General features: G+C 53.1%; 18 protein-coding genes and 1 pseudogene. 7 read left to right on the forward strand and 12 right to left on the reverse strand.

The features are described 5' to 3' along the window. The first annotated feature begins 368 nt into the window (after positions 1 to 368). The 3 genes from ACHUE7_RS12785 to ACHUE7_RS12795 all read left to right on the forward strand — a co-directional run bounded on the left by ACHUE7_RS12785 (position 369) and on the right by ACHUE7_RS12795 (position 4,921). Complete coding sequence (locus ACHUE7_RS12785; protein WP_394170312.1) at positions 369 to 2,489, forward strand: choice-of-anchor B family protein; 2,121 nt, start codon at positions 369 to 371, stop codon at positions 2,487 to 2,489. 282 nt (positions 2,490 to 2,771) lie between these two features. Beyond that, positions 2,772 to 3,605, forward strand: coding sequence for a FixH family protein (locus ACHUE7_RS12790; RefSeq protein WP_394170314.1), 834 nt, complete (start codon positions 2,772 to 2,774; stop codon positions 3,603 to 3,605). Positions 3,606 to 3,613: 8 nt separating this feature from the next. Next, positions 3,614 to 4,921 (forward strand): cytochrome-c peroxidase, encoded by a 1,308-nt coding sequence (locus ACHUE7_RS12795; RefSeq protein ID WP_394170315.1) that lies wholly within the window; start codon positions 3,614 to 3,616, stop codon positions 4,919 to 4,921. A 94-nt stretch (positions 4,922 to 5,015) separates the two neighbouring features. Here ACHUE7_RS12795 and ACHUE7_RS12800 read toward each other — a convergent pair whose 3' ends face one another. The 5 genes from ACHUE7_RS12800 to ACHUE7_RS12820 form a co-directional block, all read right to left on the reverse strand. Beyond that, positions 5,016 to 5,474 (reverse strand): GNAT family N-acetyltransferase, encoded by a 459-nt coding sequence (locus ACHUE7_RS12800; RefSeq protein ID WP_394170316.1) that lies wholly within the window; start codon positions 5,472 to 5,474, stop codon positions 5,016 to 5,018. Between the two features lie 72 nt (positions 5,475 to 5,546). Beyond that, the gene (locus ACHUE7_RS12805; RefSeq protein WP_394170317.1) at positions 5,547 to 6,689 is read right to left on the reverse strand and encodes an iron-containing alcohol dehydrogenase; all 1,143 of its coding nucleotides are present in this window, start codon (positions 6,687 to 6,689) and stop codon (positions 5,547 to 5,549) included. A 9-nt stretch (positions 6,690 to 6,698) separates the two neighbouring features. Next, positions 6,699 to 7,172, reverse strand: coding sequence for a DUF427 domain-containing protein (locus ACHUE7_RS12810; RefSeq protein ID WP_394170318.1), 474 nt, complete (start codon positions 7,170 to 7,172; stop codon positions 6,699 to 6,701). Positions 7,173 to 7,304: 132 nt separating this feature from the next. Beyond that, positions 7,305 to 7,718, reverse strand: a complete 414-nt coding sequence (locus ACHUE7_RS12815; RefSeq protein WP_394170319.1) for a DUF4345 domain-containing protein — start codon at positions 7,716 to 7,718, stop codon at positions 7,305 to 7,307. A gap of 11 nt (positions 7,719 to 7,729) precedes the next feature. After that, positions 7,730 to 8,560, reverse strand: a complete 831-nt coding sequence (locus ACHUE7_RS12820) for a Rossmann-fold NAD(P)-binding domain-containing protein (protein ID WP_394170320.1) — start codon at positions 8,558 to 8,560, stop codon at positions 7,730 to 7,732. A 208-nt stretch (positions 8,561 to 8,768) separates the two neighbouring features. On the opposite strand from ACHUE7_RS12820, the gene ACHUE7_RS12825 reads away from it, so the two are divergent. Continuing rightward, a complete protein-coding gene (locus ACHUE7_RS12825; protein WP_394170321.1) occupies positions 8,769 to 9,779 on the forward strand; it encodes an AraC family transcriptional regulator in 1,011 nt (336 codons plus the stop codon). A gap of 90 nt (positions 9,780 to 9,869) precedes the next feature. On the opposite strand, the gene ACHUE7_RS12830 is transcribed toward ACHUE7_RS12825, so the two are convergent. From ACHUE7_RS12830 to ACHUE7_RS12840, 3 genes are all read right to left on the reverse strand, one after another. Further along, positions 9,870 to 10,307: a hypothetical protein gene (locus tag ACHUE7_RS12830; RefSeq protein ID WP_394170322.1), complete on the reverse strand. Its 438-nt coding sequence runs from the start codon at positions 10,305 to 10,307 to the stop codon at positions 9,870 to 9,872. 256 nt (positions 10,308 to 10,563) lie between these two features. After that, complete coding sequence (locus ACHUE7_RS12835; protein WP_394170323.1) at positions 10,564 to 10,773, reverse strand: thioredoxin domain-containing protein; 210 nt, start codon at positions 10,771 to 10,773, stop codon at positions 10,564 to 10,566. Positions 10,774 to 11,067: 294 nt separating this feature from the next. Next, complete coding sequence (locus tag ACHUE7_RS12840) at positions 11,068 to 11,373, reverse strand: SemiSWEET transporter (RefSeq protein WP_394170324.1); 306 nt, start codon at positions 11,371 to 11,373, stop codon at positions 11,068 to 11,070. Positions 11,374 to 11,724: 351 nt separating this feature from the next. Between ACHUE7_RS12840 and ACHUE7_RS12845 the strand changes: the two genes are divergently transcribed. Further along, positions 11,725 to 12,102 (forward strand): hypothetical protein, encoded by a 378-nt coding sequence (locus tag ACHUE7_RS12845; RefSeq protein ID WP_394170325.1) that lies wholly within the window; start codon positions 11,725 to 11,727, stop codon positions 12,100 to 12,102. A gap of 147 nt (positions 12,103 to 12,249) precedes the next feature. Here ACHUE7_RS12845 and ACHUE7_RS12850 read toward each other — a convergent pair whose 3' ends face one another. Next, positions 12,250 to 13,068, reverse strand: a complete 819-nt coding sequence (locus tag ACHUE7_RS12850) for a substrate-binding periplasmic protein (RefSeq protein WP_394170326.1) — start codon at positions 13,066 to 13,068, stop codon at positions 12,250 to 12,252. After that, positions 13,049 to 14,329 (reverse strand): GGDEF domain-containing protein, encoded by a 1,281-nt coding sequence (locus ACHUE7_RS12855; protein WP_394170327.1) that lies wholly within the window; start codon positions 14,327 to 14,329, stop codon positions 13,049 to 13,051. The genes ACHUE7_RS12850 and ACHUE7_RS12855 overlap by 20 nt, the downstream gene beginning before the upstream one ends. Before the next feature lie 785 nt (positions 14,330 to 15,114). On the opposite strand from ACHUE7_RS12855, the gene ACHUE7_RS12860 reads away from it, so the two are divergent. Next, complete coding sequence (locus tag ACHUE7_RS12860) at positions 15,115 to 15,645, forward strand: GNAT family N-acetyltransferase (RefSeq protein WP_394170328.1); 531 nt, start codon at positions 15,115 to 15,117, stop codon at positions 15,643 to 15,645. Between the two features lie 246 nt (positions 15,646 to 15,891). Here the strand turns inward: ACHUE7_RS12860 and ACHUE7_RS12865 are convergent, their stop codons facing one another. Next, entirely contained in the window at positions 15,892 to 16,719 is an 828-nt protein-coding gene (locus tag ACHUE7_RS12865; protein ID WP_394170329.1) for a hypothetical protein, read from the reverse strand. Between the two features lie 444 nt (positions 16,720 to 17,163). Beyond that, entirely contained in the window at positions 17,164 to 17,700 is a 537-nt protein-coding gene (locus tag ACHUE7_RS12870; protein WP_394170330.1) for a VF530 family protein, read from the reverse strand. Between the two features lie 314 nt (positions 17,701 to 18,014). On the opposite strand from ACHUE7_RS12870, the pseudogene ACHUE7_RS12875 reads away from it, so the two are divergent. Continuing rightward, positions 18,015 to 18,182: pseudogene (locus tag ACHUE7_RS12875) on the forward strand (transposase); the annotation flags it as partial. Positions 18,183 to 18,260: the final 78 nt, after the last annotated feature.

Here is an 18,260-nt window from a genome sequence, read left to right on the forward strand (position 1 = left end):
CAAAGTGATGTTACCAAAAGCACAGTAGTTCCCGCCAATCACCGGTTCCAAGCCTAAAACGTGCTTTACCTCTCATAAACAGCGTCTTACTGATTGGTTCAATTATTGCTGTTAACCCGACTCGCGCGAAGGCAGGGCGGCGAGTCAAAGCGTGAGCCAGTTCGCGGTTCTCCAAGCCACCCACTCTCGTGCGAAACCGCGTGAATTCACGCGAGTGATAGGGTTTCCGAAGGCGCCGTTCGAGGAACCCGGTCGAAGTACTCAACCAACAAGGAAGGTACCACTATCTCCCCTATGTCCTGTGGTCGGTTGGTCGTGAATCTGCGGCACACAAACAATAACCAACAAAATTATAGGGATGAATAATAATGAACATACGTTCACTAAAAGCCATGGCGGCCCTGTGTGCGCTCTGGTTTTCAGCTCACTCTTACGGCCACAGCGGGATGTTCCCGGATGGCTTCGAATACGATGACTCCAACGAAGGCGCGCCAGCCGAATCATTCCAGACACTGATGTCGAACGATTCCCAAAGCCTGGTATCGAGCGCTACCTGTGTCGATGGCAGTGCCGCAGGCTACCCCTGTAAGGGGGTCGACCTGATGTCGTTCATGGCCAAGGGTGACCTGGGTGGCGGTACCGCCAACCTGACCGACATATGGGGTTGGACAGACCCTCAAACCGGCGCCGAAATCGCTATTGTTGCTCGTACCAACGGCACGTCCTTCGTCGATGTGACCGATGCCGCCAACCCGGTACTACTCGGCTTCCTGCCATCGCACAATAATGGCAGCGACTCCTGGCGCGATGTTAAAACCTACAACAATCACGCCTATATCGTGGGCGATGGCAGCGGTAACAGCACTCACGGTCTGCAGGTGTTCGATCTGACGACCCTGAGCAGCGTGACCCCGGGCACAACGCTGACTGAAACGGCGCACATGGGTGGCTTCGGCAATGCCCACAACATCGCCATTAACGAAGACACGGGCTATGCCTATGTCGTGGGCAGCAACCAGTGCAGCGGCGGGCTATACATGGTGGATTTATCCAATCCCACCTCGCCGACTTACGCCGGTTGCTTCTCGTCCGATGGTTATACTCACGACGCCCAGTGCGTGGTATATAACGGACCGGACACCGACTACAGTGGCAGCGAAATTTGCGTCGCCTATAACGAAGACACCATTACCATTGTCGACGTGACGACCAAGACCAACCCGATGCAGATCTCACGGTCGCCCTACCAGGGTTCTCAATACACTCACCAGGGTTGGTTTATGGACGATACTCAATCCACGCTGATCATGAACGATGAGCTGGATGAGCAAAACAACGTTCATAAAACCACTTCCTACATCTGGGACGTCAGCGACCTGGATTACCCACAGGAAATCGGCCGTTACGTTGGTCCGACCCAAGCCATCGACCACAACCTCTATACGCAAAATGGCTATATATTCGAGTCCAACTACCGTGCCGGCCTGCGCATTCTCGATGGTTCAGATGTCGCCAACGGTAACCTGACCGAAGTGGCGTACTTCGATACGATCCCCAATTCCAACTCGGCTCAGTTCTCCGGTACCTGGAGTAACTACATTTACTTCGCCAGCGGCAACATCATCATGAGTGACATCGGCAATGGCCTGTTCACCGTGAAACCGGATTGGGATGCGATTAACAACCCGGATCCCGACCCCGTCGCTTATTGCGAAGCCGCCGGCGAGAATGCCAGCGAAGAGTGGATCAGCCAGGTGCAGATCGGCGACTTTAGTAACAGCTCCGGCAGCAACACCTACAGCGACTTTACCGGCCAAACCATCGCTTTGCCGACCGGAGCCAGCGCGGTTAGCCTGACGCCCGACTTCGGCGGTTCCAGCTACAGCGAGTATTGGAAGATCTGGGTCGACTTGAACGGTGACGGCGATTTTACCGACAGCGGTGAAGAGGTGTTCAGCTCCGGCGGAACCTCGTCCACCACGGTTACTGGAACGCTGACGATTCCGTCCAGCGCCAACACCGAGCCAACGCGATTGCGCATCGCCATGCGTTACAACGCGGCACCGGCACCGTGCGACACCTTTAACTACGGCGAAGTCGAAGACTACACAGTCGATATTGGTGGTGACCGGGGCGGGGATCCCGATCCGAAAAGCTACCAGAACAGCACCAGCTACTCGGTTCCGGATAACAACAGCACCGGCATCAGCAGCCCGATTTCGGTCACCCACACCGGTGACTCCGGCACGGTTAGCGTGACGGTCGAGATTACCCACACCTATGTTGGTGACCTGGTTGTCGACCTGGTGCATCCGGATGGCTCTGTGTTCAACCTCCACAACCGCTCCGGCGGCTCGGCCAACGACCTGATGGAAACCTATAGCGTCTCGGTCGGAAGCAAAGACGCAGCCGGTCAGTGGCAGTTAAAGGTCAAAGACCTGGCTGGAAGGGATACTGGCACCCTGAACCGCTGGCAGCTGGATTTTTAACCGCACCAGCTGAGCAGTAACCGGCCGCTGGAAAGGGGAGAGAGCTGGCCGGTACATCTATCGCTGCTCCGGCGTGAACCTTCCTGAAAAATGGATTTGGCAGAACCGCGTACCCACGACCTCAGGGTGCGCGGCTCTATTACCAATGGATAAGGGGAATGCCCCTTGAAGAGAATATCTATGAAATGCATCCGATCAGCGGTGACCATCGCCCTCGTACTTCTACTTGCATCGGCTTCGGCAAACAGTGAAAGCCATTCCCATCATGCAAGTAAGGATAATTTGATAAAAACAGCCAGCGGTATTTTGCGACAAGCGAAAGCGCTGGAAAGTAACGCCACCCAGGTCCTGCGCGATGCCAACCAATTGCGCCAGGCCCTGAATCAACTGCGCGCCAACCAGCGCCAGATGAGCAATAGCGAGCAGCAGCCCGATTTCGACCAGTCGCTTACGTTATTGAGCGATCAACTCAGCCGCTGGCAGACCGAAGGCGGAACCCTGCGTAGGCACAGCGATGAATTGCAACAGCTGGGCATGACAGTCATGGAAGCTGGTTTTCTGAATACCTGGAGCGATCTCATCAAACTGACCGGTCCGATTCCGCTTGAGAAAGGCGATCAGGTTTCCATGGCTCATAATACCGGTGTGCGCAGCGTACACCCGAGCATGGATGGGCGTATGACGGCCGGAGCAGAAACCGAACAACATCAGGGCATGTCGTTGTCGGTGCCGAGCATGAGCGGCCAGCAAGCTCCGCCAGACCTGGATACCGGCACCTTTCAGGCGAGCCGTCAGCTGCATTATTTTGCCCATATCGAACCGGCGACACCGGCCGAGCCGTTGCCCGGTGTACCGCTCAACGAGATCCACCAGTGGCATTTGCTGATTGCGGACGCGGAAGGTGAGCCCGTCAGCGGCGCGTCCATCGAAGTGACAGGGCATATGCCCGGCCATGTACACGGGTTGCCGACCCAGCCTCGCGTAACGGACGAAATCGAACCCGGGGTCTACCGGGTCGAGGGCATGAAGTTTCAAATGCCTGGCTGGTGGGTTATGCAGTTCGATGTCGCCGGACAATCACAGGCCGACACCCTGATATTCAATCTGGTGCTGTAGAGGAATCTATGTTCAACACTCACCTCAAACCATTCTTGCTGGGAACTCTGTTGTCGTTCGCCTGGCCGGTTCTGGCAGACCCGTACGATTTTACGGAAGCCGATATAGCTTTTCTGGCGGGTTTTTCCCTGGAAGCACTGTCGCCCCTACCCGAAGCGAAGAGCAATAGGCTGGCCGACGAGACCGAGGCGGCAGAGCTTGGCCAGGCGCTGTTTTTTGATCCGCGATTGAGTGGTAACGGCCAGGTATCCTGCGCCACTTGTCACCAACCCGCGCAATACTTTACCGATGGCTTGCCTCAATCACAGGCCTTGGGCACCGCAAGGCGCAATGCGCCTTCCATCCCCAATTCACTGCACGGACCCTGGCAATTCTGGGACGGCCGGGCCGACAGCCTTTGGGCACAGGCATTGAGCCCGCTCGAAGATCAGGCCGAGCATGGTATCGACCGCACCTCCGCCGCCCGCCTATTGGTAACCGAATACTCCGAGGCGTACGAACAGATATTTGGCGATACGCAGGAAGCCGGGCAGGTGGCGGCGATGACGGTCAAAGCCAGCCCGCTGACCACCCAGACGGAGCAAGAGAACTGGCAGGCGCTGAGCGAAGCCGAACAACAGGCGGTCAACCGGGTATTCAGCCAGATGGGTAAGTTGATGATGGCTTACGAACGCAAACTGGCATTGCAGCCGGCTCGCTTTGACGACTTCATCGCCCAGTTGCAATCGGGCGCCGACAGAGCCACGTTGACCGACCTGATGAGTGAAGATGAAGTGCGCGGGATGCGGCTATTCATGGGCCCGGCCGATTGCGCCAGTTGCCACAACGGCCCACTGTTCACCAACTTCGAGTTTCATAACATTGGAGCGCCCGAGCCGGATGAAACCCAGGTGGATATGGGTCGCTATACCGGTATCGAAAAATTGCAGCAGAACGAATTCAGCTGCGTTTCGCAGTGGAGCGATCTCGAACCGGAGCAGTGCCTGGAAATGGCCTTTCTCAAAACCCAGGGCCCGGAACTGGTGGGTGCCTTCAAGACCCCAAGCCTGCGAAACGTAGCCGAGACCGCCCCCTACATGCAGGCCGGACAAGTGAAAACGCTCGAGGAAGTGGTGCGGCACTATAACGAACCGACGCCGCCCTTCTACGACCGGGAACAGCACCCAAGCCGCCCGCATTTCGACATTGTTCCGTTGAACCTGACGGAAACTGAACTGCAACAGTTGGTGGCCTTTTTGGGGTCACTTACTTCCCCATTGCCCGAAGACGATCCCTGGTGGTGGGCGCCCGAAAGGAGCAGCTTCAATACTCAGTAATTGAAGCTACGGTAAAGCCATATTTGATAGCGGCCTAATGCGGGAGTCTCGACTGTCCCTATCGGCAGTCCGCCCCGCAATGACTAAATATTCCCTACAGGTCTTCTGTATAAAGATGCCAGTGATGCTCTTTAGGCGCCTTAGCCGTGAAGTCTTGAAAGCCAAGGGAAGCGTACAGCGCTTTTGCAACGGCATTGTCTTCTTCGACTTCCAGGGTCACTTTGGCGACATTGCACTCCCTGGCTTTCGACAGCACCCACTCCAGCAACTTCCGGCCTGCGCCCATGCCACGGGCCGAGCGTGAGACCATCACGTCGTGCAGGTTCCAAACGTATTTTGAGCGGTAGGTTGAGTAGGTTTCAAAACACACACAAAAGGCGATTGGCTTGCCGTCATCGAACGCCATAAATCCTCTGAAGCAGGGGATTTCCGCGAGTTCCCCGGCAACGGTGGGGCTCATGTCCGGCTTCACTTCTGCCGCGTACTCTTTAAACAGCGCTGACAGCAGGTTGATGTCGCTCTGCGATGTTCGGTCTATTTCTCTCAGTTCCATGACATTTCCCAGTGCTTATTCAATACCATGACCACGTTAACCCAATAACGAATCAAGGCCCATAACAGCCTCCTAGAGAGACTCGCGCATGATGTCATCAATGACTTCGGTCGACAAAACCACCGGGTTGGCTTTCATCGAGGATGAGCTGGCCGCGCTGCGAGCCGTTGACGTGATGTGTTCCTCTGTTACACCCAGGGCAGTCAAGCCGGGTAAGCCGCTGTCTGTAATCCACTGGCGAAACACCGGCAGTGCCTGGTCCGGGGTGGTGTCGAACACTTCAGCGATCCAGCTGATGACACGGTCTATGCGCGCCCGTGTTTCAGGGTTTTCTGCATGGCTCCGGTTAGCGGCAATGCCTGCCGGTAACAGCGCACCGCATATGGCACCGTGGGGGGCTCCGCACAGCCCTCCCAGTGGGCCGGCAATGCCGTGAATGACGCCCAACCCGGAATTCGCCAAGGCAAGCCCGCCAAAGAGGCTCACCTGGGCCAGGTCGTCACGTGCCTGTTCAGACTCGGCTGTCATCAGTTGCCGGAGCGCTCGCAGACCTTTGGGAATGGCCTCCACACAGAGCAGATCGGTGAATACGGTGGCGCGCGATGACACATAGGGCTCGATGACCTGGGTAATGGCATCCAGACCTGAATGCAGGGTCACGAGGCGAGGGCAGTGGTCGGTGAGGGCCGGGTCGATCAGTGCCAGGTCGGGCAGGAGCTGGGCATCCCTCAGGCTGACTTTGCGGTGCGCCTCCGGCACATCGATTACCGCATTGCGCGTTACCTCGGCCCCCGTACCCGAGGTGGTGGGTACCAGTATCAGCGGTAACCGGCGTGCGGACAGTGGCAGCCCTTGCCCGACCACCTCCAAGTGGCTCAGCAGCTCGGTCGTGCTTGGCAGCATGGCTGCCAAAACTTTGGCTGAATCCATCACCGAGCCACCGCCGATGCCCAGTACCACCTCGACGCCGAGTGATTTGCCTTCGGCGACCGCGTTGATCAGTGTCTCTAAATCCGGCTCCTTCCCGATGGAGAGCGTTTGCACGATCTCAAGATCGGTCAGTGATGCGAAGACTTGCTCAAGCCGGCCCGGGCTGCGGCCATGCACAATGAGGGCGCGAGTGCCCAGTTGTTTGGCGCGTTCGTTAAGCTGAGCAACCTGCCCCCGGCCGAACACGATCTCCTGTGGAGTGAGTAAGGTGAATGCGTTTGCCATCTGTTGTTCCTACCAGTGTCTAGTACCCGGGGCTCCTTTGATCTGCCCCTCCAGATTTGGAGTAACCCAACCGCCATAGAAGTCGCCCGGCTGAGGGATGACCTTCATATCGCCAACCCAGGCTTCGTCGATCAGCCCGGCGTAGAAGGCGAGGTAACCTGCCAGAGGGGCAAAGCGCTCGGTCGGGTTGTCATAGGCCCAGGCCGCCCGCTTGGCGGTGGTTTCCCCAACGATAACATCAAAATAGCGCGCCTTGCCTTTCCACTCGCAAAAGCTGGAGCCAACAGCAGGCTGAAGCACGGCGCTGACATCGTCTGGCGGCAGGTAATAGGTGGGCGCATGATGGGTTTCCAGTACCCGCAAGGCCCGGGCCGACTCTGCGACCCATTGGCCGCCAAGCATTATTCTGATGCGCTGCGGTACCGCTTCCAGTGCCGGCGGGCGAGGGTAGGACTGAACGTTTTCACGGGGTGTGTCTGTCATGATGCGGTACCTCGTTAGCCATGTAAGGGGGCTGGTCCAACAACCCGGGTATGGGACTGTACGAGTAAACCGCATTAATCAGACGACAATACCCCGGGCTTATCGCGTTCGATACGCCCGGGTGGGGCTCGGCTAACCCAATGTCGGAATTGGCTTTCGTGCCCTGGCGGCAACGCCAGCGAAGCTGATCAATACCAACAGTGCGGCTTCCACCGCCCAGGCGGCGAGAATGCCCGTTGACGGCATGCCATCGGTCATCAGCCCCAGCAGTCGGCCAGCAACAAGGGCCGTGTAGGTCATGCTGGCAACAATTAACGCCGTGCCTTGCAGCGACGGTTTTACAACCCCGGCCAGCATCAGACAGCCCGCTAGCATGAGTAACGTACCCAGGGTTTTGAGCTCACTGCGCAGGCTCGCGGACTCGGGCACCCTAATGCCGTAAGACGCGTAAAACGCATCGGGCATCAGCAGAATGCCCAGGCCAATGAGGCCCGTGAGCGCACCCGCAGTAATGAGGGTTAATTGAACCAGCCGTAGGTTTTTCATGTTACTGCTCCCTAAGCGTTGATCCAGACACCGCTTTCATGCGCAGCGATGACATAGTCTGCGAACCGCCGGGGTGGCCGACCCAGTGCCTCTTCGATGCCGTGCGTCGGGTAGCTGTTTCGGCCATCCAACACCTGGGTGAACAGCTCCCGCATCAGCCAGAGTTCGCCCTCACTCATGCCCAGTTCGCTCAGGTAGGCCAAATAAGGCTCCAGCGGTACCGGGTTGTAAATAATGGAACGACCTGTCACCTCGGCTATTTGGGCCACGCAGTCGGCAAAGGTCATCAGCTCCGTCCCGGTGACTTCAAACAACTGATTGGCCAGTTCCGGCCGCGTCAGCGCGGCGACCACGACCTCGGCAATGTCATCACAGTCGACGAAAGGTTCGATCACACCATCGACGGGCAGGGAGACCTCGCCTTCTATGACCGACCCGGTCAGAAAGCTCTCACTGAAGTTCTGAAAGAACCAGGCAGCGCGCACCACGTTCCAGCGCAGGCCACTTTCGATCAGCACGTTTTCAGCGCGAATGGCACCGCTTTCACCCCGGCCGGAGAGCAGCACCAGATGCTCAACGCCGTGCTCGCGGGCGGCCTCAGTAAAGGCGCGCAACGTTGGCTCTGCCGAGGGTATGGCCAGGTCCGGCTGAAAAGTAACGTATGCCTGCTTCACGTTCTGCAGAGCGGCAGACCAGGTCTCGGGGCGGTTCCAGTCGAACGCCGGGTCGGTGGAGCGCGATACCGGCCGGGTAGCGAGGCCGTTCTGGCGCAGCAGCGCATCGACGCGGGCGCCGGTTTTACCGTTTTTGCCGATGATGAGAATGGGTGTTTGTGTCGTCATGGGGGTATTTCCTCAGTTGTGTGTGAAGCAAGGTGTTTGAAACTGAGGGCTATTTTGAGTGTTGATCGCTAGACGAACCATAATCCATACGCCGCGATATTTGATCATTCGTCTAAATTTATTGGATTAACAATCAAGTATCTGTATATTTTTGAAATCGGCCATCCAAAAAGGCCGAGCATTCCAATGGTGAGCAGGCAGGTTAACCGTGACAGAGCACCGAAGCGTTCCCGAGCACTCCGACTACCTGGGCGAGGCACTGCACCTGCTAAAGCTCAGCGGCACGTTCTATTGCCAGTCTGAACTGCGGGCTCCCTGGGGCGTTGACATGCCGCCGTTTGATGACTGCCTGATGATGCACATCGTCACCGCCGGGCATTGCTGGCTGTTGGTTGAGGGCGAGCCACCCATTCACGTGCAGCAGGGCAGCCTGGTGATGCTGCCGCATGGCAAGGGCCACGTGATTGCCAGCTCACCGGAACAAGCCACCACGCCATTGTTCGACATACCCGTGAACCACATCAGTGACCGGTACGACCTCATGTCATTCGGCGGAAGCGGAGAAGTCTGCCGTGCTACCTGCTGCGTGGCCCGTTTCGACCATGTGGCGGGCCAGCAACTGATCCGGCATTTACCGGCGGTGATGGTGGTGAATACTTGGGAAGAGGCCGAGGGCAGTTGGCTGCAAAGCACGCTGCGCTACATGGCGCACGAAGCGCAAAAGCTCAACCCGGGCGGCGAGACCGTGATGTCTCACCTGGCCGATATCCTGATCATTCAAGCCATACGCACCTGGCTGGAGAAAGGCACCCAGGCCGACATCGGCTGGTTGGCAGCGCTGCGCGACCCACACATTGGCCGCACCCTGGCGGCCATGCACCGCAACCCGGAAGCAGACTGGACCATTGAACGCCTGGCCGATGTGGCCAGCATGTCGCGCTCCGGCTACAGCGCACGCTTTACCGACCTGATGGGCGAACCGGCCATGCGGTACCTCACGCGTTGGCGTATGCAGATGGCCCGGTTGCACCTGAAAAACAGTTCCGATTCGATGATAGCGATCGCAGAAAAGCTTGGGTATCAGAGCGAGGCTGCATTCAGCCGGGCGTTCAAGCGCGTGTTTGGTGTGGCACCGGGGAGTGTGAGGAAGGAGGGCGGAGTTAGGGCTAATGGTGTGGGTGTGTTAACCGGGGAGTCTCGTGTGTTTGATAGGGCCTAAAGAGTATCTCCCGACAGATGGATACCAAAGCCATCACAAAGGATGGCCAAACAGCCATAGAGCCACCTATCGGCGGAGTGGCTAGCCGAGTCAAACGGCTTTTTTGTTAGCCTGGTAAGCTCGATACAGCCTTTCTGCAAGGAACATTAGCCCAACCAATACGCCCACGGCCAAAGACAACAAAAAGCCATCCACGAGCGTGGCAAAGTAAGCTTGAAAGAAACCCTTTTCCGGAAAAACGGCACCAACGGCGATCAACGCACCTATTCCCGCCCATATCTCCAACACAGGGGCGAACTGGGTAAAGGCTTTTATCACAGTGGCGATGTTTAATCGCAGCACAAAGGCGTTCCAGCCTTTTTGAAGGGCCCAGCGCTCCAAAGCCACATAGAAACCGATGAAAGTGACCACTCCGGCAACCATGGCGGTAATTTCAGATGGCGATCTTGATTCCGACAGTGCGAAGGTGAAGCTGATTGCGGCATTCAGGCAGACAAGAATGGTCCATTTGGTGATCAGTTTAGGCATGGTTTATTCCTTTGGGGTGCCAATGACAGTGCTGCGGCGGGTGTCATTCTAGCTCTAAAGGCCTTTGCACAGCCAAACTGAACACCCAGCTCTATTTCGATATATCAATACTATCAAAAGCAAGGTTTGGATAGTCGCCTAGTGTGGGTGTCATCAGAATTTTTTCAGAATTGTTAGTGAGTGACTCTTTACTATCAATAACTGAGACCCAATTCTCTACCTCAATTAAACGTGTTATTCGAATGGAGTTGACTGACTACCCGAACGCGACCTGATAGGGGCGGGCGATGGCCTCTCGCAGTTGGCCGATCGAAAATACGCGTACGAATTCTGCAAATTTCTGGCCATCGAACCAAACCTGAACCAGGGGCAGACTGAACACACGTTCCTGTGCACAGATTACTGAACCGGAATCATGACAGTCTATGTAGTAGCCTTCTAAATCAGGAAACTCTTCGGTCAGCATTGCTTCAATCCTGGGTTTTAGCGTTTGGCATACCCCACAATCCCGCCCACCGAAAAGCAGGAAGGCAGCACCAGCCTTGCTTTTGTTCAGCTCTGCCTGGTCATTAATTATCTGCATTGGACCACCCCTGATTTCGTTCCCAGCGCACTGCCAGGTCTCATTCTAATGCTTGATTCTGAATCGTTAATCGAGCGCTTCGAGAGTCATCGAGAAACCAGCACGATGCTCTTCAATCAAAGATATTGTAGTCAAAATGCTGAAAGATGCTTAAGGCTGGTGCCCCGGTAATCCACGTTATCGTGGCATGGCCAGGCCATTATTTACGCTCTTTGCGCGGTCAGTGCGCAACCGGCTTCGCACTGTCAGTGTTAAGACACCCCCTGAAAGAATCAGCGTAACCAGGTTTGCCAGCAGCATTGGCAAGTCACCAATGATGATTGCGTAGACAAGCCAAAGTGCAACGCCCAGGGTGAAAATGGCGTACATACCCAGTGAGATGCCTTCAACATTCTTGGTTTTCAGAATTTGTACCACTTGAGGTACAAAAGCAGCCGTCGTAAGGCACGCGGCGGCCAGGCCGATTAACGTCATTAATTCCATGGGGGGAGCTCAATAAATGTTCAGGTTGTAGGTGCAGATAGGCAATGAGCCTGCAGGCAAGTAATAACAGGGCCGTTACGTGATCGACAGACCCTGTCTGCAAGAATGGTAGTTGTGGCGATATTTCTGCGCAATGGATAACACCCAAGGTTAACCTGATACTTTCTAAGCTAATGGGTTACTAAAAGTAACCTATGGAATGCTGGAAGGTGGCAAAACAGACTGCCCCCGTTTCGCCGATCACCCACCAGTCGTCTTCAATAGCACAGAACTGACGATGGTGTTCATAAAGGTATACTAGTGCTCAATGGGCATTTCCAGAAAAACCACTGCCTTGGGAGGGGCCGAAGCATGAGCTACGCCAACCAACCGAAGATCGTTCTCCGACACCCCTCCAGCGTGGTGTTGTCAGTCGTGGTCGTGCTGTCGCTACTGGGTGCCTGCAGCGATACCACGACGGACGTTCCTTTGGCGACGCTGGTTGAGCAGCAGGCTGAATACGATGGTCAGACCCTGTCGACCACGGGTATTGTCCGGACCTTTGATGAGCCACGCCATTACTGGATTGAAGACGATGACCTGAATCGGGTTGCGATAGAACCGGATGAGGCAGTGTCAGACTATGTGGGCGAGCGGATCCGGGTAACCGGAGACTTCCGGGCCGACCGTGAGACAGGCCGTATACTGGAAGCTACCCAGGTAACCATATTGGATGCTGGGCCTGATTAAGTGTACTCAGTCACTGCATCAACATACTGGCGAGACCTCTACGTGCGCCCCACCGGCCCCTTTTTGGATGTATACCCAATGCATGCTTCGGTCTGTAGATACGTTCAATATGATGACAGGCTACCCAAAAGAACCTGTTTATTCCGGTCACTTAATTTTTACGTTGTACTTTCTAAGTATTCTGTCTTCCATTTCTCCCTTCAGGGATAGCCGCCCCTCATTCCATATTCGTATCAACTCTTGTCTTTCAGCTTCGGGAATACTCATTGAAAAAATGGGGATTTCGACCAGATTGTTCTCAAGCCCAGGCTGCACGATGCTGAGCTCCTCACCAAGGTTCATCTGGTTCAGAACGTGTTGAAGCACCAGTTCATTGTCGACATACACATCGACTCGGTTTTCGCTGATCATCTCAAATATACGGTCAACCACATCATCATAGCCTGCGATCACTTCTACAGAATCACTATTTCGTGGATCATCAATATACGCCTGATAGCCCGCACTCATAGAGCTGTAATCCCAACCTGGCCCCGTTGCAATGCGTCGGCCCCTTAACGATTCAACGCCCTCATAGCGCCAGGGATCTTCCTTGCGGACGACAAAAGCCGAGGGGTACGAAAACGTCTCCTGTTGAGCGTACTCGAAGGCCTGAGCTGACCGTTCTGAATACAAATACTCTGGCAGCATGTCACACAAACCTTCAGCCACCATATCCAACCCCCTTGCCAGGGGTACTTCATAATATTGAATATCGTAGCCTTCCGCGGTGTATATATGCTCTAGCATATCAATAACCACACCCCGCTCGGTTGAGCTTTCGGTCGGAAATATGGTCATCGGCGCCCACTGGTCGTAGCACACTTTTAATGTTGCGGCGAAACCGACATTGAACTGACTGCATACCAGCCATCCAAGGGCTGTCAGCAGTGGGCTATGTATATACTTATTGTTCAACACGATCACGGCCCTTATCTTTTGCGCCATAGAGTTTAACGTCGGCGCGTTTAAACAACGTATCAACAGACTGATCTTCCATCGAGGAGGATTCGATGCCCAAACTCACAGTATAGCTAATGGATACTCCATCGACCTCAAAACGCGATGTGCTGATGGCGGTTCGCACCTTCTCGGCGATCTGGAAGGCGGCTCCTGCGTCAGTATCGGGAAGAAACAAGGCAAACTCCTCCCCACCGACTCTACCAATAAGATCTGACTCTCTCAGTAGATCATTGATCGTTCTGACAAAATGAATGAGTACCTGGTCACCCGCAAAATGGCCGTAGGTATCGTTAATGTATTTGAAATGGTCCAGATCCATTAGCACAAACGATGCAGTCGACTTTTGGCGCCTGGAAAGGACCAGAATATGCTGGGCTGTCTCGAAAAAACTCCCTCTATTCAGTGCGCCTGTCAGGGAATCTCTGGTAGCGAGTTCCTTAAGTTTTTCATTGGCAACTTGTAACTCTGCAGTGCGTTTCGCTACCGCCTCCTCCAACCAGTTACGCTTTGCTTGTTCATCTTCAAGGAGACGTCGTCGATCGGTTTCCATGGAGGAGAGCATGCTATTCATATGACTCTGAAGTTGACTCAGCTCATTGTCCTCAATGTTGGACAGATTGATACGAGTACTGATACTTTGATCGAGCTGAACGTCATTAACCTGAACCATTAACTCTTTTAAGGGATTGGCCAAATAACGATCAAATGCCCAAATAAATAGCCAGAACAGAATGGAGAGCTTTATAACAGCAGTTATGACAATAAGTGAAAAACCGAATATAACCCGATCTAGAACGACCTCTGATGAGGAATATAGTATTAGGGACCCGAGAGGTATTCGTTCATTATTCAAGTTCCAAAACAAGTCAGATTGAAAATCGAATACAGCTAATGGCTCAGAATCAGAGGAATACGCACGCCTCGACACAAGGGTTGCGCCGTCTTTGTCGACAATATCCACGCCTGCAATAATGGGCATCTTAATGAGCCCATCGACGAGCACATTTACCTGATTACGGTCATATTGCCACAAGCTCGTTGCGATTGGACCCCTAACGGTACCTTCCAACTCGGTCACTTCATTTAAAATAGAATCCTGAGCTTTCAAATATTCGGTAGCGAACTGCATGCACGTTATTACAAAAGTCACACCCAGGTAGATGGTGAAAATAACCCGCATCATCTTTTGTGAAAGATTATTTGGGCGAAGAAAATTCAGTACCATTTGTGTAACCTTTCAAAAAACCATTCAACTCCCTCAGATACTAGAAGAATCCCCCCCTTAATGGAATATCTATTTAAGGCTGCTCTAATGTTTGTTTGAAAGCACAACAATATCCCTCGACTTGAGGGCATACCACCAACCTTGTACAAATGAGCCTACAGGGTTAGTGTCAGAGTAGGAATACACGATCTATAAGGTGAAGAAGGCACCGGCATGCCCCTCACAACCTACCTTGCGTAAAGATATCAAATCTGAATGGACACCCAATGCAATGCTTGATTCTGGGTTGGATGGCCAGTGTTATATACAGTATTAGGTGAAGCGGGCCGTCAGGGTAAGACACTATGCCACGTTCAAGGAAAAGCCAGATCGCCCCGGAGGCTACACCTTATTCACAGGCGGGTTTTATGGAAACCATTCATGGTTGCCACCGCTACGCGGCAGTTATCCGCTGCGCCAATTTATTCCTGATAAATTGGTCGGAAGCGCGACTCAAATCTTAGGCATTGTCGATGAAACAGCCCTGGCAACTTGCCTGGCCTACGTTGATTTAAACCCTATTCGAGCCCAGATGGCAGATACGCCGGAATCATCCGAATTCACTTCAGCTCAAGAACGGATAACTACCGCGCAGAAGTCTCCGGAATCACTGGAGCCACACCAACCAACATAACTGTTTGCATTGTTTTTCACTATAGTTTATCAAGTTCAAATAACTTCGTACCAACCCTTTTATAAGCATGGCTGGGCCATGTGCGATCGACGACTGAAGGAAATTGGAACCAATGCCAACTATTACCGTTTCTCTGTGCGACCGCCTGCCGCCAAAAGCGGAGCTCAACGCTCTGCTCATTCCATACTACGAGCTCGCGGTCCAGCGGATGCGGAACATGGGTTTCCAGATCGACCTAGCTGCACCGCAGAGCGCTCTTGTCGAATTCTGGTCAAAATCCGACGACTACCTTCATCCCAATGGCTGTCTCGCCGTCGCGCGCGACGATTCGGGCCAACTCGTAGGGTGTGCCATGATGAAACGCCTTGATTCGAGCACAGGCGAACTGAAAAGGGACTTTGTAACCGATGGCGCTAGGGGGCAGGGAATAGGCCAGCGCCTGCTTGAAGCACGAGAGCAAGTCGCCCGGAGTATGGGTCTTGCGAGGCTCGTGGCCGATACACTGACGCCGAATATTGAAATGCGCAACCTCTACCCGAAGCTGGGCTTTGTCGAAGTTGAAGGCCCCATAGAAACAACGACCTATCTCGACCAACCCATGCTGAGGGACTATATGCACTACTACGTTAAAGAGCTGGTTTAGCTGGAAAGCGGGCCCAGTGTGAAACTGGACACCCAGCTCAATCACTGTTTAATGAAACTATTGTCAAGGTTGCCATTAGAGTCTCTAAACGCGGGTATCGGGTTAATCCTGTCTCCCTGAAAACTATTGCCAGGACACTCATTGCAGTTACAAATGTTAACGGTGGGTGTATCTTTAATACTAATCGCCTTGTGATTCTACTTGCTCTATTTGCAACAGTTTTGGGTGTATGGCCCAGGCGCGTTTTCAGTTAGTGGTTTCGACGGTCTCGACAGTCCAGATTTCCACCTGACTTGGGTCGATTAGCTCACGTAGCATTTTAGGCAAAATCAGAAAAAAGCCGATGCCAAATAAAATAGCCCAGACATAGGGTTGCTGAAACAACGTCATGATAGTGGCAAAAATCAGCAAGGTGGCTAACCACGGAAACGCTGCGCGTATGCGGGTCGGTGTTTTCTTCTCGTAATGCATCGAGTCGTTCAGCATCAGTTGCAGACGTTTCAGCGCATGTTCTTTGGTCGCGATGTTGAGAAATTCTAATGTGTAGTGCTCTTCGTTATACTCAATATCAATGCTGTCCTTCTTATGTGAGGATGACATGCGCACAATATCGGACATGGTAATTCGTTCGATGTCTTTAGCCTTTACCCTTGCTTCCTCGCTTAGCGTGCTTAACGAGGCTTTCTGTTGGTAGGCGGCCTGAACCTCTGATAACCTCGATTCGGGGATTTCAAACGTGCAGATCTGGTTGTTTGCGACATCGGCATGTACCAGTTTGTGGTCATCAACATCGAGCCAGGATTTCTGCGTATAAAAGCCATTCATCAACTCAGACGATTCCCGCACATAAATGGTTTTCAGCACTTTGTGCAGATAGAACGTCAGCGCTAATGCGGCGAAAAATACGAACGGGAACGTCGTCTTGAAAGCGGTGAAGCTGAACCCGACACCGTTGATCGTCGTGCCGACTGAAAAATAAAGTTGGCCTACTAAAAACAGCGCAACAAAGCTGATGATCGAAATAAGATTGACAGTTCTGAGCCGTTGCTGTCCTTGAGTAAGTTGTACTGCCAAAATAATGTTCCTTTTGTCAACGAAAAATGAATGGAGACCTAGTTCAAAATGGTGATGATTGTTAGCAGCTACAATGCAGCTATCAAAAAGCTTGATAACGAGGTTAGCTAGATATTTTTCATAGTATTCAACTGTTTGTTCATCGTCAATTCCGCCTTTTACTCAGGCAGCATCGCACACCAGTCCAGCGCAGAAGACACCTGCACGGGTCGCTATCTATCGAAGTCATCCATGGTTTCGACCGATATGCGGCCGCTAACTGTCACAGAGGTGGGAGTCATATTTAATTTCTTTAGGGTGTCCATCGTAGTTACAAACGTTAACGGTGGGTGTCTGGCTAGTCCCTCGAGACCTTATAATCGTTCGGCCTGATTATCGCTATTGCTCACTGCGGAGGGTGTCCTGCTAGTCCGTCTTTAGGGTCTGACCGATAAGCAGATCAAACTATAAACGTGGTTTGCTTGAATTTAATTTCTTTTTAGCCTCCCCCCATGGATCAAACGAAGCATCCGATTCACTTGCGTCTTCAGCTGCTTTCGGTGAGGGTTTGTTGATCTCTTTCTTACGGTTGTTTGCTTTCAGATAGTTGTTCTTTTTTGCTGAAGGCCTCTTGTTTGGACCTTCTGAAAGTTTTGCTTTACGTGCCTTAGTTTCTTTTAGCTCTTCAAGCGTAAACGTTTTCGGCTCTCTCGGTTTTTGATGATCTGGCACAATCCTGTCACGGGGAGGCAAATCATATTGGCTAGCGTCTGGGCGAGGTAGGTTCTTAAACTTGTACAAGTAAAAAGCTTCTATTCTTACTCTTGCCCACTCCGTTTTCTTAAGGAACTTCAAACTGCCTTTTATGGACGGATTCAGCTGAAAGCATTTAAAGTTCAGTGCTTCCCCTAGTATTTCGTAGCCGTAGAAATCGACAAGCTCTTCAATCAGGGCCTCCAGTTTTAAGCCGTGTAGAGGGTTATTGCCATATTGCTCGCTCATAAAGCGTCCTTAGGTGTCATAAGTTCAATTCTGTGTATTCTAGTCACTATCACTTACAAACGATAATATCGATGATAGACACCGGCCATTGTGGAAACCTACCCGAGCACTTAATTACCAGATGTATATACAGTTCTTTACACAGTGCTACTAAAACACAATCAATGAGCTCAGACTCAGTGAACTAGGGGCGAGACCTCTCTAGCTGGACACCCGACCTCTCTAGCTGGACACCCAATCTAATGCTTGACCCTAATCCAGGTATCCAGTATTTTATACAGTATTAATGAAGCTGGCCGTCAGGGTACGACGCAATGCCACGTCCGAGGAAAAGCCAGATCGCCCTGGAGGCGACACCCTATTACCACTGCACCTCCCGGTGTGTGCGCCGCGCGTTCCTGTGCGGGCGCGATGATCGCTCCGGTAACGACTACGAACACCGGCGCGGTTGGATAGAGCAGCGCATGATGGCGTTGGCAGAAGGACCTCTCTAGCTGGACACCCAATCTAATGCTTGACCCTAATCCAGGTATCCAGTATTTTATACAGTATTAATGAAG

It is taken from the genome of Saccharospirillum alexandrii, from assembly GCF_043641555.1.
Classification (GTDB): Bacteria; Pseudomonadota; Gammaproteobacteria; order Pseudomonadales; family Natronospirillaceae; genus Saccharospirillum; species Saccharospirillum alexandrii_A.

Coding starts and splice junctions, on each gene's coding strand:
- ACHUE7_RS12785 (WP_394170312.1), top strand. CDS start 369: ATGAACATACGTTCACTAAAAGCCATGGCGGCCCTGTGTGCGCTCTGG.
- ACHUE7_RS12795 (WP_394170315.1), top strand. CDS start 3,614: ATGTTCAACACTCACCTCAAACCATTCTTGCTGGGAACTCTGTTGTCG.
- ACHUE7_RS12800 (WP_394170316.1), bottom strand. CDS start 5,474: ATGGAACTGAGAGAAATAGACCGAACATCGCAGAGCGACATCAACCTG.
- ACHUE7_RS12805 (WP_394170317.1), bottom strand. CDS start 6,689: ATGGCAAACGCATTCACCTTACTCACTCCACAGGAGATCGTGTTCGGC.
- ACHUE7_RS12810 (WP_394170318.1), bottom strand. CDS start 7,172: ATGACAGACACACCCCGTGAAAACGTTCAGTCCTACCCTCGCCCGCCG.
- ACHUE7_RS12815 (WP_394170319.1), bottom strand. CDS start 7,718: ATGAAAAACCTACGGCTGGTTCAATTAACCCTCATTACTGCGGGTGCG.
- ACHUE7_RS12820 (WP_394170320.1), bottom strand. CDS start 8,560: ATGACGACACAAACACCCATTCTCATCATCGGCAAAAACGGTAAAACC.
- ACHUE7_RS12830 (WP_394170322.1), bottom strand. CDS start 10,307: ATGCCTAAACTGATCACCAAATGGACCATTCTTGTCTGCCTGAATGCC.
- ACHUE7_RS12835 (WP_394170323.1), bottom strand. CDS start 10,773: ATGCTGACCGAAGAGTTTCCTGATTTAGAAGGCTACTACATAGACTGT.
- ACHUE7_RS12840 (WP_394170324.1), bottom strand. CDS start 11,373: ATGGAATTAATGACGTTAATCGGCCTGGCCGCCGCGTGCCTTACGACG.
- ACHUE7_RS12845 (WP_394170325.1), top strand. CDS start 11,725: ATGAGCTACGCCAACCAACCGAAGATCGTTCTCCGACACCCCTCCAGC.
- ACHUE7_RS12855 (WP_394170327.1), bottom strand. CDS start 14,329: ATGGTACTGAATTTTCTTCGCCCAAATAATCTTTCACAAAAGATGATG.
- ACHUE7_RS12860 (WP_394170328.1), top strand. CDS start 15,115: ATGCCAACTATTACCGTTTCTCTGTGCGACCGCCTGCCGCCAAAAGCG.
- ACHUE7_RS12870 (WP_394170330.1), bottom strand. CDS start 17,700: ATGAGCGAGCAATATGGCAATAACCCTCTACACGGCTTAAAACTGGAG.